This is a genomic window from Streptomyces sp. NPDC018263 (assembly GCF_055562575.1).
In genome coordinates this window covers 328,263-343,786 of record NZ_JBVHFA010000001.1, presented here as the reverse complement: position 1 = coordinate 343,786, position 15,524 = coordinate 328,263, and the positions used below count along the sequence as shown (strand labels likewise).

At 71.6% G+C, this 15,524-nt stretch carries 17 protein-coding genes and 1 tRNA gene; 17 read left to right on the top strand and 1 reads right to left on the bottom strand.

The genetic code is table 11. The features are described 5' to 3' along the window. Window positions 1-17: 17 nt before the first annotated feature. The 10 genes from ACZ3HQ_RS01570 to ACZ3HQ_RS01525 all read left to right on the top strand — a co-directional run bounded on the left by ACZ3HQ_RS01570 (window position 18) and on the right by ACZ3HQ_RS01525 (window position 5,329). A complete protein-coding gene (locus ACZ3HQ_RS01570) occupies window positions 18-209 on the top strand; it encodes a hypothetical protein (protein WP_467507045.1) in 192 nt (63 codons plus the stop codon). A gap of 1 nt (window position 210) precedes the next feature. After that, window positions 211-402: a mobile element transfer protein gene (locus tag ACZ3HQ_RS01565; protein ID WP_365425947.1), complete on the top strand. Its 192-nt coding sequence runs from the start codon at window positions 211-213 to the stop codon at window positions 400-402. A gap of 12 nt (window positions 403-414) precedes the next feature. After that, on the top strand, window positions 415-570 hold the full coding sequence (locus ACZ3HQ_RS01560; RefSeq protein WP_382078174.1) for a hypothetical protein: 156 nt from the start codon (window positions 415-417) through the stop codon (window positions 568-570). Between the two features lie 19 nt (window positions 571-589). Further along, window positions 590-913, top strand: a complete 324-nt coding sequence (locus ACZ3HQ_RS01555) for a SpdD-like protein (protein WP_467507043.1) — start codon at window positions 590-592, stop codon at window positions 911-913. A gap of 88 nt (window positions 914-1,001) precedes the next feature. After that, window positions 1,002-1,556, top strand: coding sequence for a diguanylate cyclase domain-containing protein (locus ACZ3HQ_RS01550; RefSeq protein ID WP_467507041.1), 555 nt, complete (start codon window positions 1,002-1,004; stop codon window positions 1,554-1,556). A gap of 85 nt (window positions 1,557-1,641) precedes the next feature. Beyond that, window positions 1,642-1,827, top strand: coding sequence for a hypothetical protein (locus ACZ3HQ_RS01545; protein WP_467507039.1), 186 nt, complete (start codon window positions 1,642-1,644; stop codon window positions 1,825-1,827). Then, the gene (repSA, locus tag ACZ3HQ_RS01540; protein ID WP_467507037.1) at window positions 1,820-3,196 is read left to right on the top strand and encodes a replication initiator protein RepSA; all 1,377 of its coding nucleotides are present in this window, start codon (window positions 1,820-1,822) and stop codon (window positions 3,194-3,196) included. The genes ACZ3HQ_RS01545 and repSA overlap by 8 nt, the downstream gene beginning before the upstream one ends. Window positions 3,197-3,207: 11 nt before the next feature. Continuing rightward, window positions 3,208-3,381: a helix-turn-helix transcriptional regulator gene (locus ACZ3HQ_RS01535; protein ID WP_467507954.1), complete on the top strand. Its 174-nt coding sequence runs from the start codon at window positions 3,208-3,210 to the stop codon at window positions 3,379-3,381. Then, window positions 3,378-4,751 (top strand): tyrosine-type recombinase/integrase, encoded by a 1,374-nt coding sequence (locus tag ACZ3HQ_RS01530; RefSeq protein ID WP_467507035.1) that lies wholly within the window; start codon window positions 3,378-3,380, stop codon window positions 4,749-4,751. The genes ACZ3HQ_RS01535 and ACZ3HQ_RS01530 overlap by 4 nt, the downstream gene beginning before the upstream one ends. A gap of 194 nt (window positions 4,752-4,945) precedes the next feature. Continuing rightward, entirely contained in the window at window positions 4,946-5,329 is a 384-nt protein-coding gene (locus tag ACZ3HQ_RS01525) for a DUF6083 domain-containing protein (protein ID WP_467507033.1), read from the top strand. Between the two features lie 175 nt (window positions 5,330-5,504). Here ACZ3HQ_RS01525 and ACZ3HQ_RS01520 read toward each other — a convergent pair. Then, a tRNA-Arg gene (locus tag ACZ3HQ_RS01520) sits at window positions 5,505-5,576 on the bottom strand. A gap of 572 nt (window positions 5,577-6,148) precedes the next feature. On the opposite strand from ACZ3HQ_RS01520, the gene ACZ3HQ_RS01515 reads away from it, so the two are divergent. The 7 genes from ACZ3HQ_RS01515 to rho all read left to right on the top strand — a co-directional run bounded on the left by ACZ3HQ_RS01515 (window position 6,149) and on the right by rho (window position 15,268). Continuing rightward, window positions 6,149-6,556 carry a response regulator gene (locus tag ACZ3HQ_RS01515; RefSeq protein ID WP_350899082.1) on the top strand — a complete coding sequence of 136 codons (408 nt, stop codon included), beginning with the start codon at window positions 6,149-6,151 and terminating at the stop codon, window positions 6,554-6,556. Between the two features lie 44 nt (window positions 6,557-6,600). Then, complete coding sequence (gene nrtL / locus ACZ3HQ_RS01510) at window positions 6,601-7,788, top strand: ArgS-related anticodon-binding protein NrtL (RefSeq protein ID WP_467507031.1); 1,188 nt, start codon at window positions 6,601-6,603, stop codon at window positions 7,786-7,788. Between the two features lie 16 nt (window positions 7,789-7,804). Beyond that, the gene (gene lysA, locus ACZ3HQ_RS01505; RefSeq protein WP_467507030.1) at window positions 7,805-9,196 is read left to right on the top strand and encodes a diaminopimelate decarboxylase; all 1,392 of its coding nucleotides are present in this window, start codon (window positions 7,805-7,807) and stop codon (window positions 9,194-9,196) included. A gap of 134 nt (window positions 9,197-9,330) precedes the next feature. Further along, window positions 9,331-10,623, top strand: a complete 1,293-nt coding sequence (locus ACZ3HQ_RS01500; RefSeq protein WP_467507028.1) for a homoserine dehydrogenase — start codon at window positions 9,331-9,333, stop codon at window positions 10,621-10,623. A gap of 6 nt (window positions 10,624-10,629) precedes the next feature. Further along, on the top strand, window positions 10,630-11,688 hold the full coding sequence (gene thrC / locus ACZ3HQ_RS01495) for a threonine synthase (RefSeq protein WP_467507026.1): 1,059 nt from the start codon (window positions 10,630-10,632) through the stop codon (window positions 11,686-11,688). A 259-nt stretch (window positions 11,689-11,947) separates the two neighbouring features. Then, window positions 11,948-12,865, top strand: coding sequence for a homoserine kinase (gene thrB / locus ACZ3HQ_RS01490; RefSeq protein ID WP_086692414.1), 918 nt, complete (start codon window positions 11,948-11,950; stop codon window positions 12,863-12,865). 405 nt (window positions 12,866-13,270) lie between these two features. Beyond that, window positions 13,271-15,268, top strand: a complete 1,998-nt coding sequence (gene rho, locus ACZ3HQ_RS01485) for a transcription termination factor Rho (RefSeq protein WP_467507024.1) — start codon at window positions 13,271-13,273, stop codon at window positions 15,266-15,268. The last annotated feature ends 256 nt before the right edge of the window (window positions 15,269-15,524 follow it).

Below are 15,524 nucleotides of genomic sequence, written 5' to 3'. Positions count from 1 at the left end.
CCAATGGGAGACACGCCGTGACCCGTGATCCGGCCGACCTGACCGCCGCCGACCACCTCGACGCCGCCCGCGAGGCCGCCACCAACCGGCCCTTCCTCGCCCACCTGCTCGCCGAGGAGGCCGCCCGCCTCACCACCGACCCGGCCACCGCCGCCGGTATCCGCGTCGCCTTCCCCGACCCGAACCTGACCCGAACGGAGATCGACTGACATGCCCGCCCGCGACTTCTTCCACTCCGTGATGCGGATCGGCCCCGTGCAGATCGGCACCCACCGCGACCGCCACGGCACCACCAAGCACGCCGCCGTCTGCAGCAACGACAACTGCGGCTGGTCCGCCGACTACTCCAGCCAGTCCGCCGCCCAGCTCGCCGCCCGCACCCACCGCTGCAAGGTCCGCTAGGAGACCACCGCCATGGATGTCCCGCTCTGGTTCGCCCTGCTCGTCGTCGGAGTCCTCGGCGTCAAGCTCATCCGCCCCCCGCTCTGGCTGGTCGCCGTGCTCCTGCTCGGCGGCTACCTCCTCGCAGACAGCCTCCTGGCCCCGGTCATCGACACCGCCATCAAGTAACCCGAAAGGAGATCCGCCCATGTTCCGGCCCAAGCTCCCGACCATGCCCCAGCCCACCGGCCTGGTCACCCCGACCGCGGTCGTCATCGAGCCGACCACCATCACGCCCGGCACCCCGCACGCGCCGTCGGTCCCCGTCGCCCCGGCCCCGGCCTCGACCCGGCCCACCGTGCAGCTCACCCCCGGCACCGCGCTCGCCCTGGTCGGCGGCGGCACCGCCGTGGTCCTGGTCGTCGGCGCCGTCCTGGTCTCCATGCTCCTCGCGATCGCCATCACCGCCGCTTCGGTCGCCGTCTGCGCCGTCGTCCTGCGCTCGCTGCTGGCCTCGCAGCACCGCCGCTGACCGGTCCCGGAGACGACGCACAAGCCGCCAGCACGCCGCCGCCTCCGGGACCGCACTCCGCCAACCGCCATCGCCAAAGGGGAACGTCATGGATCTGCAGATAGCCGCCGCCCTGGCGCCGTTACTGGGCTGGGCCGTACACGGAAGCGTCCTCGCCCACCGGCTCGCCTCCGCCCGCCGCGACCCGCTGACCGGTCTGCACACCCGCGCCGGATGGACCGCCCGCGCCGAACACTGCATTCGCCGGCACCCGTCCGCCGCCGTGGTCCTGGTCGACCTCGACCACTTCAAGACCCTCAACGACGCCCACGGCCACGCCGCCGGGGACGCCGCCCTCGCTGCTACCGCCGACCGGCTCCGGACCTGGTGCGGCGGCCGTAACGGCACCGCCGGACGCCTGGGCGGAGACGAGTTCGTCGCCGTCGTCCAGGACCTGGCCGCCGTCGACCTCGACGCGCTCACCGACACACTCAACCGGCCACTGCCCTACAACGGAGCATCGCTCCCGCTGGCCGCCTCCGTCGGCGTCTGCCGCGTCACCGAGCTGCCGGTACCGCTCCTCACCGATGCGCTCGCCGCCGCCGATGCGGCCATGTACGCGGCCAAAGGCCGTGGTCGACGGGGCTCCCGCCTCCCTCACTGACCGGCCACCGGGTGGCGCACAAGCCGCCAAGCACGCCGCCACCCGGGGCCGTCCCTTCCAACCGCAATCGAAAGGAACCACCATCATGGCCCACCACACCCCGCCACCGCCGAGGATCTGCCCTGCCTGCGACGGCTTCGCCACGGTCGCCGTCACCCTCGGCGGGCGCGACCGACACGGCCACCTGCGGACCATCACCGCGCACTGCTCGGCCTGCGACGGCCTCGGCACCGTCCGCGCCCGCCGCGTCCGGGAGGGCGCTGGTGCCTGAGACGCTGCTCGACCCGACCACCCTCGGCGACCTGCTGAGGGTGGCTTCGGCCGTCGACTATCACCGCTGGGAGGACCAGATCCGCCGCACGGGCGGCTGCTCCGACCCGATCCACCTGACCGGCTGGGTCCTCCACAAGGACAAGACGACCGGCGAGACCCTGCACCACTACTCCACGGAACACGAGCCCGGCGGACGACTGCGCCTCGCCTGCGGCAACCGCCGGGCCTCTCGCTGCCCGTCCTGCGCCTGGACCTACGCGGGCGACACCTACCACCTCATCCGCGCGGGCCTGGCCGGTGACGACCGACGCGACATCCCCGCCACCGTCCGCGACCATCCGCGCGTCTTCGCCACCCTCACCGCCCCCTCGTTCGGCCCGGTCCACAACCGGCCCGACCATGGTGTCTGCCGCTGCGGAGTACGGCACGCCCCGGACGCTCCGGAGCTGGGCACCGCCCTGGATCCGGCGACTTACGACTACGCGGGCGCGGTGCTGTTCAACAACCACGCCGGGCAGCTCTGGCAGCGCTTCACCACCCGGCTCCGCCGCGAGATCGCCGCCCGCGCCGGCATCACCCAACGAGAGCTTAAAGAACGCGCCCGGCTGTCGTACGGCAAGGTCGCCGAGTTCCAGAAACGCGGCGCCCTGCACTTCCACGCAGTCATCCGCCTCGACGGCCCGGACGGCCCCGACACCCCGCCGCCCGTCTGGGCCACGGTCGCCCTCCTCGCCGACGCCATCCGGGCCGCCGCCGCGCACTCCTACACATCGGTGTCGATCCCGGCCGCCGAGGACCAACCAGCCCGCACCTTCCGCTGGGGCACCCAGCTCGACGTCCGCCCCGTGAAGGCCTTCGGAGACGGCTCAGAGATCACCGAGCAGGCCGTCGCCTCGTACGTGGCCAAGTACGCGACCAAGGCCGCTGAGAACACCGGCACCCTCGACCGCCGTATCGGCGAACTCGCCGAGCTCGACCGCCACCAGGTCCCGGACCACGCCCGCCGCCTGATCGAAGCCTGCAAGCTGCTCGACCCGCTCTATCCGGACCGGCGCCTGTGGGCTTGGGCTCACATGCTCGGCTTCCGGGGCCACTTCTCCTCCAAGTCCCGTCGCTACTCGACCACCCTCGGTGCCCTCCGTCAGGCCCGCGCCGACTACCGCGCCGCCCAGGAACACGCCGCCCTCGGCCTCGAGGACACCGAGCCGGACACCGTCCTCGTCCTCGCCGACTGGCAGTACGCCGGCCACGGCCACACCCCCGGCGAATCCGTCCTCGCCGCCACCATCGCCCGCGACCTCCAACTCAACCGCGAAACCGCCCGCGAAGCCCTGCGGGACCTCGTACAGGAAGGAGTACTGACGTGAAAGACGAGTTGATGACGGTGCGCGAGGTCTGTACCGAACTCAAGGGCGTTTCACGGCGGACCTTCTACCGATGGCAGGAGATTGGGCAGGCGCCACAGGCGTTCAAGCTGCCCAACGGTGAATGGCGCGTGTGGCGCAGCGACTTCGACGCATGGCTGCATGCCCGAGAGAGGGCCACGGTATGAGGTCTCTCGATGTGAAAATCTGGGGTGTTCGAAAGAGGAACACGAAGAAGTCATCCTATGACGTGAGATGGACTGTTGCCGGAGCCGTATTCTCCGATCAGTTCCGCACCAAGGGGCTTGCGGACCACTACCGATCCAAGCTGCTTCGTGCCGCACATGCTGGCGAAGAGTTCGACACGGAGACAGGGCTGCCCGACTCCATGGTCGAAAAGGCAGCCACGCTGACCTGGTATGCCTTCGCTCAGAAGTACCTCGCCATGAAGTGGCCGCACGCGGCGCCGAACACACGCAATGGGATCAACGAGGCCCTGACCGCTGTGACGATGGCGCTTCTCGACGAACGCCCGGGGCGTCCCTCCGAGGAACTGATCAGGAGGGCGCTTCGCAGCTGGGCCTTTGTTCTGCCCGGCCCGGACGAGCGTGAGTTGCCGTCTGAGATCGCAAACACCCTGCACTGGGTGGCCAAGGCGTCACGCCCGCTCTCGGACCTCAGTGATGTCGTGGTCGGCAGGGCAGTCCTGGATGCACTGAAGGTGAAGCTCGATGGGACGGCCGCGGCGGCGGAGACCGTTCGCCGCAAGCGTCGTACGCTCGTCAATGCGATGCACTACGCGGTCGACCTTGGGGAGTTCAAAGAGAATCCGATCACCGGCATTCGCTGGAAGAAGCCGAAGGTCGCCGGAGAGGTCGACCCTCGGGTAGTGGCTAATCCTGAGCAGGCCCGTTCCTTGCTGACTGCGGTTTCATATGTCGGCGGGTATGGCCGGGCGCGCGGTCGACGACTTGTCGGCCTGTTCGCCTGTATGTACTACGGCGCTTTGCGTCCGGCTGAGGCTGTCGGACTCGCCGATGCGGACCTGAAACTGCCTGACGCCGGCTGGGGGACGGTGCTGCTCAACCGGACGCGTCCCAGCGTCGGGAAGCAGTGGACGGATACCGGTGAGACCCACGATGACCGGGGCCTGAAGAATCGGCCCGTGGAGGAGGTCCGGCTCGTACCGATCCCGCCGCAACTAGTCGCCATGTTGCGGCAGCACCTCGACACCTTCGGCACTGCCGAGGACGGGCGGCTGTTCGCCAGTGAGCGCGGGGGAGTGGTCGCCTCGTCGACGTATTACCGCGTGTGGCAGGAGGCTCGTGCCCTGGCGCTTCCGCCGGCCGCGGTCGCCTCACCGCTTGCGGCTCGCCCGTATGACCTCCGGCACTCGGCGCTGTCGACCTGGCTGAACGCCGGTGTGGACCCTACGGAAGTCGCTCAACGAGCGGGCAACAGCGTGGAGGTCCTGCTGAGCCGTTACGCCAAGTGCATCGACGGACGGCAGGAGATCGTCAATCGGAAGATTGAGGAGCTGTTGCGCGAGTACGAGTAGACATGTGCCTAAGTCGCTAGCCCTCCAGCCATCCGGCCGGAGGGCTTCGCCCCTTCTCGGCCGTGTGCCGTCGGCCGGTGGTTGCCCGTTGCACCTGCCGCGTCGCCTTCCGTCTCGCCACCCGACTGCTGTCCCAGGCGTTCCGTCTGGTTCTCCCTCTACGCCCGGACCTCCGGGCTGGCGACCCTCGCGGTATGGGGGTTTTCGGGGAGAAGCCGCGGCGGCTGGGTGGTGGGCAGTTGCGCTGCCTTCATTGCGGGCTGCTGCAGGATCGCGTGGCGACGCTTGAGCAGGAGTGGGTGCTGCTGGAGCCTGACATGAGCCCGCTGGCCCACACGGTGCCGGCGGAGCATCGGTGGATCGAGTTGTCCGACGGGCGGGTCACCGTCTACGGAGTGTGTCCGCCGGATCCGTTCCAGCGCTGCCGTATCGAGCACCGGCTCGCCTGCCCGGAACAGTCTCTGCCGGATCTGTGGCGGTGGCTGACGTCCCTGAGGGAGGAGAACGCCCGACGGGCTCAGCGGCAGAGGGACCCCGAGCCGCCTCCGCCTCCCGCGCTGTGGCCGGACGCCGGCTGACGGACCCTTCGCAAAACCGGAGGCTGACCAGGGCGGACGCCTCAAGATCCTGTCCACGAATAGTCCACAGACCCCGGCATACGGCCGCTCAGCCCTGCACATGGCTGCACAAGCAAGAAGACCCCGGCCTCAGCGTTTCCGCTGGTGACGGGGTCTTTGGGCACCTCATGCTGGGTGCCCCCGGCAGGATTCGAACCTGCGCACACGGCTCCGGAGGCCGTTGCTCTATCCCCTGAGCTACGGGGGCGTGTCGGGCGTTGCGCTGGGCGCTTGCGGCGACGGGTAGAACCCTAGCAGGTCTCGCGGGGTGATCAGGAACGGGTTTGCCCAGGCGGGGTCGGCTTGTGGGGGCCACCGGCGGGAGGGCCTTGCTCCGGGGCTCGGCCGGAGCCCGGCCGTGTGCGAGGTGTACGGCCGGCGCCGGCGGTCCGGCGGGGCTTCCCTGTTGCTCCGGGGGCCGACCCCGTTGTCCTGGCGCCGACCCCGTTGTCCTGGCGTCGACCGCGTTGCCCTGGCGCCGACCCCATTGCCCCGGCGCCGGCCGCGTTGCCCTGAGGCCGCCCGTGCAAGTCCCCCCCCCCCCCGGGCCGCCCGCGCAAGTTCCCCCAGGGATTGGCCGCGCAAGCCCCCAGGGCCGGCCCCGCCGCACCCCGGCGCTCGGTCGGCCTCCGTTCGAGGCTCGCCGTGTACTTCACCCCACCCCGTACCCCCCCTCCGCAGCCGAGCGCCCCGCGTCACCCCAGATCCCGCCACCACCCGTCAGAGCGAGAACTCGGGAAAAGCGGGACGTGGCCCCCCGCCCCGACCTACTCTCGAGTTGTGTCAGGCGCGTCCGGCCGGGTGCTTGTTGTGGATGACAGCAAGGGCATCCGGCAGCTGATCAAGGTCAACCTCGAGCTGGAAGGGCTTGAGGTGGTGACCGCGGTCGATGGTGCCGAGTGTCTTGACGTGGTGCACCACGTGCGCCCGGACGTCATCACGCTCGACGTCGTCATGCCCCGGCTCGACGGGCTCAGTACCGCCGCCCGCCTCCGGGCCGACCCCCGCACCCGCGACCTCCCGCTCGCCATCATCAGCGCGTGCACCCAGTACGAGGTGGAGAGCGGGCTCGACTCCGGTGTCGACGCCTTCCTGCCCAAGCCCTTCGAGCCCGACGAGCTGGTTCGCCTGGTCAAGGGGCTGCTGGAGCGGAGCGACCGGCGCGACGGAGTCTGCTTCGGCGGCTAGCCACCCCTCTCCGCCCGCCGTCCCGCCTCCCCTAGGCTTGTCCCGTGACCCCCGCCGAGCTGTCCCGTACCGTCCTGGACGCGGTGTGCCGTGCCGTGGACGCGGGGGAGCTGGACGTGGCTCCGCCGGAACGGGTCACCCTCACCGAGCCCGGCCCCGGCGGCTGCGGCGACTTCGCCACCAACGTCGCTCTCCGCCTCGCCCGCCCCGCGGCCCTGCCCCCGCTGCGCGTCGCCGACATCCTGCGCGCGCGGCTCCTCGGCGCCGAGGGAGTGTCCGACGTCGTCGTCACCGGGCCGGGGTTCCTCAACATCAGCCTCCGCGCCCGCGACGACCTGCTCACCGGCCTCGTCCGCGAGATCCGCGAGCGCGGCACGGAGTACGGGTACGGGGACGCCCTCGCCGGGCAGACCGTCGTGCTGCGGGTGCCGTACGAGGTGCGTGCCGAGGTCGTCGCCGATGCCGTCGCGCGACTCATCGCCGCCCAGGGCGGCCGGGCGGAGATCGAGCACGGCGAGCCCGTCACGCTACGGCCCGTGCCCGCCCCCGAGGACCCCGCACCCCTCGGCCCCGACGCCGCTCGCTGGGCCCTGCTCCACCCCGCCCCGCACGACCGCCCCCGCATCACCGCCGACCACCTCGTCCAGCGCGAGATCAACCCCCTCTTCCGCGTCCGCTACGCCCACGCCCGCGTACGAGCCCTCACCCGCAACGCCCACGACCTGGGCTTCACGGCGGAACCGGGGGAGCTGGGTCACGCGGGTACGGCCGGCGCGCCGGGCCACCCGGCCTCCGGCAACCCCGCTGAGTCCCGCCCCGGCGCCCCCGCCGAACCCCGCAACGCCCACGACCTGGGCTTCACGGCGGAACCGGGCGAGCTGGGTCACGCGGGTACGGCCGGCGCGCCGGGCCGCCCGACCTCCGGCAACCCCGCTGAATCCCGCCCCGGCGCCCCCGCCGAACCCCGCACCCCCCACCCTCTCCAGTCCCTCCTGACCGACCACCCCCGCATCCTCCGTGCCGCCGCCACCCAGCACGCCCCCGACCGCCTCGCCCGGCACCTGCTGACCGTCGCGGACGCGCTGCTCCCCCTTCTCCCCGAGGTGCTGCCCGTAGGGGAGGAGAAACCCGGGGCCGCCCATCGCGCCCGGCTGGCGCTTGCCGAAGCCGCCGGGGCGGTGCTTGCCGGTGGCCTGTCCCTGCTCGGCATCGACGCACCCGAACACCTCTGAGAACAGAGAGCCACTCATGAGCCGTTCCGCCCACCCCGCCGGGCCCCGTCACGCCGATGTGCTGCCCGAGGGGCACTACTCGGCCCCGCCGGCCGACCTCAACGCCCTCGACCCCAAGGTGTGGGCCCGGACCGTGCACCGGGACGAGGACGGTGTCCTCACCGTCGGCGGCCGCACCGTGACCGCACTGGCGGAGGAGTTCGGCACCCCCGCGTACATCCTCGACGAGTCGGACTTCCGGGCCCGCGCCCGCGCCTGGCGCACCGCGTTCGGCACCGACGCCGACGTGTTCTACGCCGGCAAGGCGTTCCTCTCCCGCGCCGTGGTGCGCTGGCTGGACGAGGAGGGGCTCAACCTCGACGTCTGCTCCGGCGGCGAGCTGGCCACCGCGCTGTCCGCCGGGATGGACCCCGCGCGCATCGCCTTCCACGGCAACAACAAGTCCGTCGAGGAGATCACCCGCGCCGTCGAGGCCGGGGTCGGCCGGATCGTGCTCGACTCCTTCCAGGAGATCGCCCGCGTCGCGCACATCGCGCAGGGACTCGGCAAGCGGCAGAAGGCGCAGATCCGCATCACCGTCGGCGTCGAGGCGCACACCCACGAGTTCATCGCCACCGCGCACGAGGACCAGAAGTTCGGCATCCCGCTCGCGGGCGGCCAGGCCGCGGAGGCCGTACGCCGGGCCCTCACCCTCGACGGGCTCGAACTCATCGGCATCCACAGCCACATCGGCTCGCAGATCTTCGACATGTCCGGCTTCGAGGTCGCCGCCCACCGCGTGGTCGGCCTGCTGAAGGACATCCGCGACGAGCACGGCGTCGAGCTGCCCGAGATCGACCTCGGCGGCGGCCTCGGCATCGCCTACACCAGCTCCGACGACCCCCGCGAGCCGCACGAGATCGCCAAGGCGCTCACCGAGATCGTCACCCGCGAGTGCGAGGCGGCCCGGCTGCGCGTCCCCCGCATCTCCGTCGAGCCCGGCCGCGCCATCGTCGGCCCGACCGCGTTCACGCTGTACGAGGTCGGAACCGTCAAGCCGCTCGACGGGCTGCGCACGTACGTCTCCGTCGACGGCGGGATGTCGGACAACATCCGCACCGCGCTGTACGACGCCGAGTACAGCGTCGCCCTCGTCTCGCGGACCAGCGACGCCGAGCCGATGCTCACCCGCGTCGTCGGCAAGCACTGCGAGAGCGGGGACATCGTGGTCAAGGACGCGTTCCTCCCCGCCGACCTGGCACCGGGCGACCTGATCGCCGTCCCCGCCACGGGGGCCTACTGCCGGTCCATGGCCAGCAACTACAACCACGTCCTGCGCCCGCCGGTCGTCGCGGTCGGCGAGGGCGAGGCGCGGGTGATCGTCCGGCGCGAGACGGAGGAGGACCTGCTCCGGCTGGACGTCGGCTGAGGCCCGCCGAGGCCGCCCGGGGCCCCGTTCCGGGAACACGAAACAGATGTCTCACGATCCGGACGAAAGGCGGAAAGCCCCATCCGGTGAGTGAGACTGGTCGGACCGTAGACGGTGAGAGGAAACGAGGTCGGATGATGCGTACGCGTCCGCTGAAGGTGGCGCTGCTGGGCTGTGGAGTGGTCGGCTCCGAGGTGGCGCGCATCATGACGACGCACGCCGACGACCTCGCCGCCCGCATCGGGGCCCCGGTCGAACTGGCCGGGGTCGCCGTACGGCGGCCCTCCAAGGTGCGCGCCGGAATCGACCCCGCGCTCGTCACCACCGACGCGACCGCCCTGGTGAAGCGCGGTGACATCGACGTGGTCGTGGAGGTCATCGGCGGCATCGAGCCCGCCCGCACCCTGATCACCACCGCGCTGGAGCACGGCGCGTCCGTCGTCTCGGCCAACAAGGCCCTGCTCGCCCAGGACGGCGCCGCCCTGCACGCCGCCGCCGAGGAGCACGGCCGGGACCTCTACTACGAGGCCGCCGTCGCCGGCGCCATCCCGCTGATCCGCCCGCTGCGCGAGTCCCTCGCCGGCGACAAGGTCAACCGCGTGCTCGGCATCGTCAACGGCACCACCAACTTCATCCTCGACAAGATGGACTCCACCGGTGCCGGCTACCAGGAGGCCCTGGACGAGGCCACCGCGCTCGGGTACGCCGAGGCCGACCCCACCGCCGACGTCGAGGGCTTCGACGCCGCCGCCAAGGCCGCCATCCTCGCCGGGATCGCCTTCCACACCCGCGTCCGCCTGGACGACGTGCACCGCGAGGGCATGACCGAGGTCACCGCGGCCGACTTCCGCTCGGCGCGCGAGATGGGCTGCACCATCAAGCTGCTCGCCATCTGCGAGCGGGCCAGGGACGGCGCCTCGGTCACCGCCCGCGTCCACCCCGCGATGATCCCGCTCAGCCACCCGCTGGCCTCGGTGCGCGGCGCGTACAACGCGGTGTTCGTGGAGTCCGACGCGGCCGGGCAGCTCATGTTCTACGGCCCCGGCGCCGGCGGCGCGCCCACCGCCTCGGCGGTCCTCGGCGACCTCGTGGCCGTCTGCCGCAACCGCCTCAACGGCACGACCGGCCCCGGTGAGTCGGCGTACGCGGCACTGCCCGTGTCCCCGATGGGGGACGTCGTCACGCGGTACCACATCAGCCTCGACGTCGCCGACAAACCGGGTGTCCTCGCCCAGGTCGCCACCGTGTTCGCCGAGCACGGGGTGTCGATCGATACGGTCAGGCAGCAGGGGAAGGACGGCGAGGCATCGCTCGTCGTCGTCACGCACCGCGCCTCCGACGCGTCCCTCACCGGGACCGTGGAGGCGCTGCGCAAGCTCGACACCGTGCGGGGTGTCGCCAGCATCATGCGGGTTGAAGGGGAGTAAGCGGCAATGACCCACCAGTGGCGCGGAATCATCGAGGAGTACCGGGACAGGCTGCCGGTCACCGACAGCACGCCGGTCGTGACGCTCCGCGAGGGCGGTACGCCTCTCGTGCCCGCGCAGGTGCTCTCCGAGCGCACGGGCTGCGCGGTCCACCTCAAGGTGGAGGGGGCCAACCCCACCGGTTCGTTCAAGGACCGGGGCATGACCATGGCCATCACGCGGGCCAAGGAGGAGGGCGCCAAGGCGGTCATCTGCGCCTCCACCGGCAACACCTCCGCCTCCGCCGCCGCCTACGCGGTGCGCGCGGGCATGGTCTCGGCGGTGCTCGTCCCGCAGGGCAAGATCGCGCTCGGCAAGATGGGCCAGGCCCTCGTGCACGGCGCGAAGATCCTCCAGGTCGCCGGAAACTTCGACGACTGTCTCGACCTCGCGCGCGCCCTGAGCGACAACTACCCGGTGGCGCTGGTCAATTCGGTCAACCCGGTGCGCATCGAGGGCCAGAAGACGGCCGCCTTCGAGATCGTGGACATGCTGGGCGACGCCCCCGACATCCATGTCCTCCCGGTCGGCAACGCGGGCAACATCACGGCCTACTGGAAGGGCTACACGGAGTACGCCGCCGACGGCCCGGCCACCCGCACCCCGCGCATGTGGGGCTACCAGGCGTCCGGCAGCGCGCCCATCGTGCGCGGCGAGGTCGTCAAGGACCCCTCCACCGTGGCCACCGCCATCCGGATCGGCAACCCCGCCTCCTGGCAGTACGCGCTCGCCGCGCGGGACGAATCCGGCGGTCACATCGACGAGGTGACGGACCGTGAGATCCTGCGCGCCTACCGGCTGTTGGCCGCGCAGGAGGGCGTCTTCGTGGAGCCCGCCTCCGCCGCCTCGGTCGCCGGACTCCTCAAGGCGGCCGAGCAGGGCAAGGTCGACCCCGGCCAGACCATCGTCTGCACCGTCACCGGCAACGGCCTGAAGGACCCCGACTGGGCCGTGGCCGGCGCCCCGCAGCCGGTCACCGTGCCGGTGGACTCCGCCGTCGCCGCCGAGCGGCTGGGCCTGGCCTGACGCCCGGCCCGACAGGGTGCACAGGGGGCTTGCGACACGCATCGTGCGCCTCCTGTGCGCCCTATGTCGCGGCAGAACCTTCCTTCGATAGGCTGGGGGCAACCCGCCCACCGCACATGCCCACCGCGTGTGGCACGGCGCCGCCGCCCCAGACGGCCCGACGGGTTCTCCGCACGTCATCGATTGTCCGCACCGGATGCCCCTCGCGGGCCATTCGGCAGTCACGTCCGTCACGCAGCTCAAGGAGAGTCTTCGAGCGATGGCCGGTCCCGCCTTCCGCGCCGCCGCCGTCCGGGTGCGCACCCCCGCCACCAGCGCCAACCTCGGTCCGGGCTTCGACGCCCTGGGCCTCGCGCTGGGGCTGTACGACGACGTGGTCGTCCGGGTCGCCGACTCCGGGCTGCACATCGACATCGCCGGTGAGGGCGGCGAGACGCTCCCGCGCGACGAGCGCCATCTGCTCGTACGCGCCCTGCGCACCGCCTTCGACCTGCTGGGCGGACAGCCGCGCGGGCTGGAGATCGTGTGCGCCAACCGCATCCCGCACGGCCGGGGCCTGGGTTCGTCGTCCGCCGCCATCTGCGCGGGGATCGTCGCCGCGCGCGCGGTGACCATAGGGGGCGAGTCCCGCCTGGACGACACCGCGCTGCTGGAGCTGGCCACCGAGATCGAGGGCCACCCGGACAACGTCGCGGCCTGTCTGCTCGGCGGATTCACCTTGTCCTGGCTGGAGTCGGGCGCCGCCCGCGCCATCCGGACCGAGCCCGACCCCTCCATCGTCCCCGTGGTCTTCGTACCCGCGAAGCCCGTGCTCACCGAGACCGCGCGCGGACTGCTCCCGCGTACCGTCCCGCACGTCGACGCCGCCGCCAACGCGGGCCGTGCCGCGCTGCTCGTCGAGGCCCTCACCCGGCGCCCCGAGCTGCTGCTGCCCGCCACCGAGGACCGGCTGCACCAGGAGTACCGCGCCCCCGCCATGCCGGAGAGCGCCGCACTGGTGGAAAGGCTGCGCGCGGACGGCGTCGCGGCCGTCATCTCCGGTGCCGGGCCCACCGTCATGGCGCTCACCGACGAGGCCACCGCCGACAAGGTGCAGGCCCTCGCGGGCGCCGACTGGGCGGCCAACCGGCTGAGCCTCGACACACAGGGAGCGAGCGTGCTGCCGCTTGCGCCCTGACACCCGGTTGCCGGATTTGGAGAGGGGGAATGTTTGTTGCATCCGGTAGTGTTAATCTCAAGTCTGCACCCGACCCCACCATGGCGAGGTGCTTCGTGTCCCCGTCAGGGACAGACATTCTTCCGGGAGCCTCCCAAGCCACTCCGTGTTCCGTGCGCCGTACCTGGGCAGTACGTCGTGCGGCGGCACTGAGCGAGTCAGCGGGCACGCTCCGGAATCGGCGCCGCCGCGCCATGTGACACCGGGTGTCACGGCTCGCGGGAGCGCCATCACCAGAAATTCTCTTCCGCCGCTTCATGGCGGACCACCGCCCCGGCTCGGTACTTCCGAATGGCACCGATGCCGGACAGCACAACCGGTCGCCGAGCCAGACAGGCCGACGTCCGCTCCAGGGAAGGACCCTTCGTGAGCGACACCACCGATCTGATGGGCGCACGTGTCGAGGAGACCGCTGCCGCGCCCGCCACGGACTCCGCGCCTGCCACCGGTGCCGGCTCCCGGCGGCGCCGTGGTACCGGCCTCGAGGGCATGGTGCTGGCCGAGCTCCAGCAGGTCGCCTCGGGCCTCGGCATCAGGGGCACCGCGCGGATGCGCAAGAGCCAGTTGATCGACGTCATCAAGGAGGCCCAGGCCGGGGGAAGCGCCCCCAAGGCCGAGGCCGCCGAGGAGACCAAGCCCAAGCGCCGCGCCACCTCCAAGGCCCGTACGGGTGAGGCCGCCGGTGAGGCGAAGGCCGAGAAGGCCGCGCAGCCGGCCGCCGACAAGGCCGCCCAGATCGACATCCCCGGCCAGCCGGCCGGCGGTCCCGCCCGCTCCGGCGACGCCGAGCGCGAGGACGCGCCCAGTGAGCGCCGCCGCCGTCGTGCCACCGCCGACGCGGGCAGCCCGGCCGCCGCCGAGTCCACCGAGACCAGGGGCGAGAAGAGCGAGCCGAAGGGCGACGCCCAGCAGCAGCCGCACGCCGACGGCAAGGCCGAAGACGGCGAGGGCCGCGCCCGCCGCGACCGCCGTGACCGTGACCGCGACCGGGGCGGCCGTGACCGCGACCGCCGCGGCAAGGGCGACGACCAGCAGGGCGGCGGCCGCCAGGACCGCCAGCAGGACCGTCAGCAGCAGGGCGGCGGCCGGCAGGACCGTCAGGACCGCCAGCAGCAGGACGACGACGACTTCGAGGGCGGCCGCCGTGGCCGTCGCGGCCGCTACCGTGACCGCCGTGGCCGTCGCGGCCGCGACGAGATCGCCGAGCCGCAGGTCAACGAGGACGACGTCCTGATCCCCGTCGCGGGCATCCTGGACATCCTCGACAACTACGCGTTCATCCGCACCTCCGGCTACCTGCCGGGCCCGAACGACGTGTACGTCTCCCTCGCCCAGGTCCGCAAGAACGGTCTGCGCAAGGGCGACCACATCACCGGCGCGGTCCGCCAGCCGAAGGACGGCGAGCGCCGCGAGAAGTTCAACGCGCTGGTCCGCCTCGACTCCGTCAACGGCATGGCGCCCGAACACGGCCGTGGGCGGCCGGAGTTCAACAAGCTGACGCCGCTGTACCCGCAGGACCGGCTGCGCCTGGAGTCCGAGGCGGGCATCCTGACGACCCGGATCATCGACCTCGTGTCGCCGATCGGCAAGGGCCAGCGCGGTCTGATCGTGGCCCCGCCGAAGACCGGCAAGACCATGATCATGCAGGCGATCGCCAACGCGATCACGCACAACAACCCCGAGTGCCACCTGATGGTCGTCCTGGTCGACGAGCGTCCGGAAGAGGTCACCGACATGCAGCGGTCGGTGAAGGGCGAGGTCATCTCCTCCACCTTCGACCGCCCGGCCGAGGACCACACCACGGTCGCCGAGCTGGCCATCGAGCGCGCCAAGCGTCTGGTGGAGCTGGGTCACGACGTGGTCGTGCTGCTCGACTCCATCACGCGTCTGGGCCGTGCGTACAACCTCGCCGCCCCGGCGTCGGGCCGCATCCTCTCCGGTGGTGTCGACTCCACGGCGCTCTACCCGCCCAAGCGCTTCTTCGGTGCCGCGCGCAACATCGAGGACGGCGGCTCGCTGACCATCCTCGCCACCGCGCTCGTCGACACCGGGTCCCGCATGGACGAGGTGATCTTCGAGGAGTTCAAGGGCACCGGCAACATGGAGCTCAAGCTCGACCGGAAGCTCGCCGACAAGCGCATCTTCCCGGCGGTGGACGTCGACGCGTCCGGTACCCGCAAGGAAGAGATCCTGCTCGGCAGCGAGGAGCTGGCCATCACCTGGAAGCTGCGTCGCGTGCTGCACGCGCTCGACCAGCAGCAGGCGATCGAGCTGCTGCTCGACAAGATGAAGCAGACCAAGTCGAACATCGACTTCCTCACCCAGATCCAGAAGACGACGCCGGCTCCCGGCAACGGTGACTGAGCCCCGCTGAGCCACCCGCTTCGGACCTTCGGGCCGCCCCCGCCGCACACGCGCCGGGGGCGGCCCCTTTTGCGCGCCGGGCCCTCCCGCGAGACCTTTGCCACAGGTGTGACGTTCGGTACCGACTTGGCTCGGTACGGCCCCGTAAGAGAAAGCGCAGGTGAACGGGGAGACGGTCCGGCCTCCCGATCACGGAAGGTGACCATCGCCCCACCAGGCGGCGCAGCGCTTTGTGCGAGCCTGTCCCGAGTTTCCC

Bases quoted from the DNA above. Each gene is read 5' to 3' on its own strand.
- ACZ3HQ_RS01565 (WP_365425947.1), top strand. From the start codon at position 211: ATGCCCGCCCGCGACTTCTTCCACTCCGTGATGCGGATCGGCCCCGTG.
- ACZ3HQ_RS01560 (WP_382078174.1), top strand. From the start codon at position 415: ATGGATGTCCCGCTCTGGTTCGCCCTGCTCGTCGTCGGAGTCCTCGGC.
- ACZ3HQ_RS01555 (WP_467507043.1), top strand. From the start codon at position 590: ATGTTCCGGCCCAAGCTCCCGACCATGCCCCAGCCCACCGGCCTGGTC.
- ACZ3HQ_RS01550 (WP_467507041.1), top strand. From the start codon at position 1,002: ATGGATCTGCAGATAGCCGCCGCCCTGGCGCCGTTACTGGGCTGGGCC.
- ACZ3HQ_RS01545 (WP_467507039.1), top strand. From the start codon at position 1,642: ATGGCCCACCACACCCCGCCACCGCCGAGGATCTGCCCTGCCTGCGAC.
- ACZ3HQ_RS01535 (WP_467507954.1), top strand. From the start codon at position 3,208: ATGACGGTGCGCGAGGTCTGTACCGAACTCAAGGGCGTTTCACGGCGG.
- ACZ3HQ_RS01530 (WP_467507035.1), top strand. From the start codon at position 3,378: ATGAGGTCTCTCGATGTGAAAATCTGGGGTGTTCGAAAGAGGAACACG.
- ACZ3HQ_RS01525 (WP_467507033.1), top strand. From the start codon at position 4,946: ATGGGGGTTTTCGGGGAGAAGCCGCGGCGGCTGGGTGGTGGGCAGTTG.
- lysA (WP_467507030.1), top strand. From the start codon at position 7,805: ATGAGCCGTTCCGCCCACCCCGCCGGGCCCCGTCACGCCGATGTGCTG.
- ACZ3HQ_RS01500 (WP_467507028.1), top strand. From the start codon at position 9,331: ATGATGCGTACGCGTCCGCTGAAGGTGGCGCTGCTGGGCTGTGGAGTG.
- thrC (WP_467507026.1), top strand. From the start codon at position 10,630: ATGACCCACCAGTGGCGCGGAATCATCGAGGAGTACCGGGACAGGCTG.
- thrB (WP_086692414.1), top strand. From the start codon at position 11,948: ATGGCCGGTCCCGCCTTCCGCGCCGCCGCCGTCCGGGTGCGCACCCCC.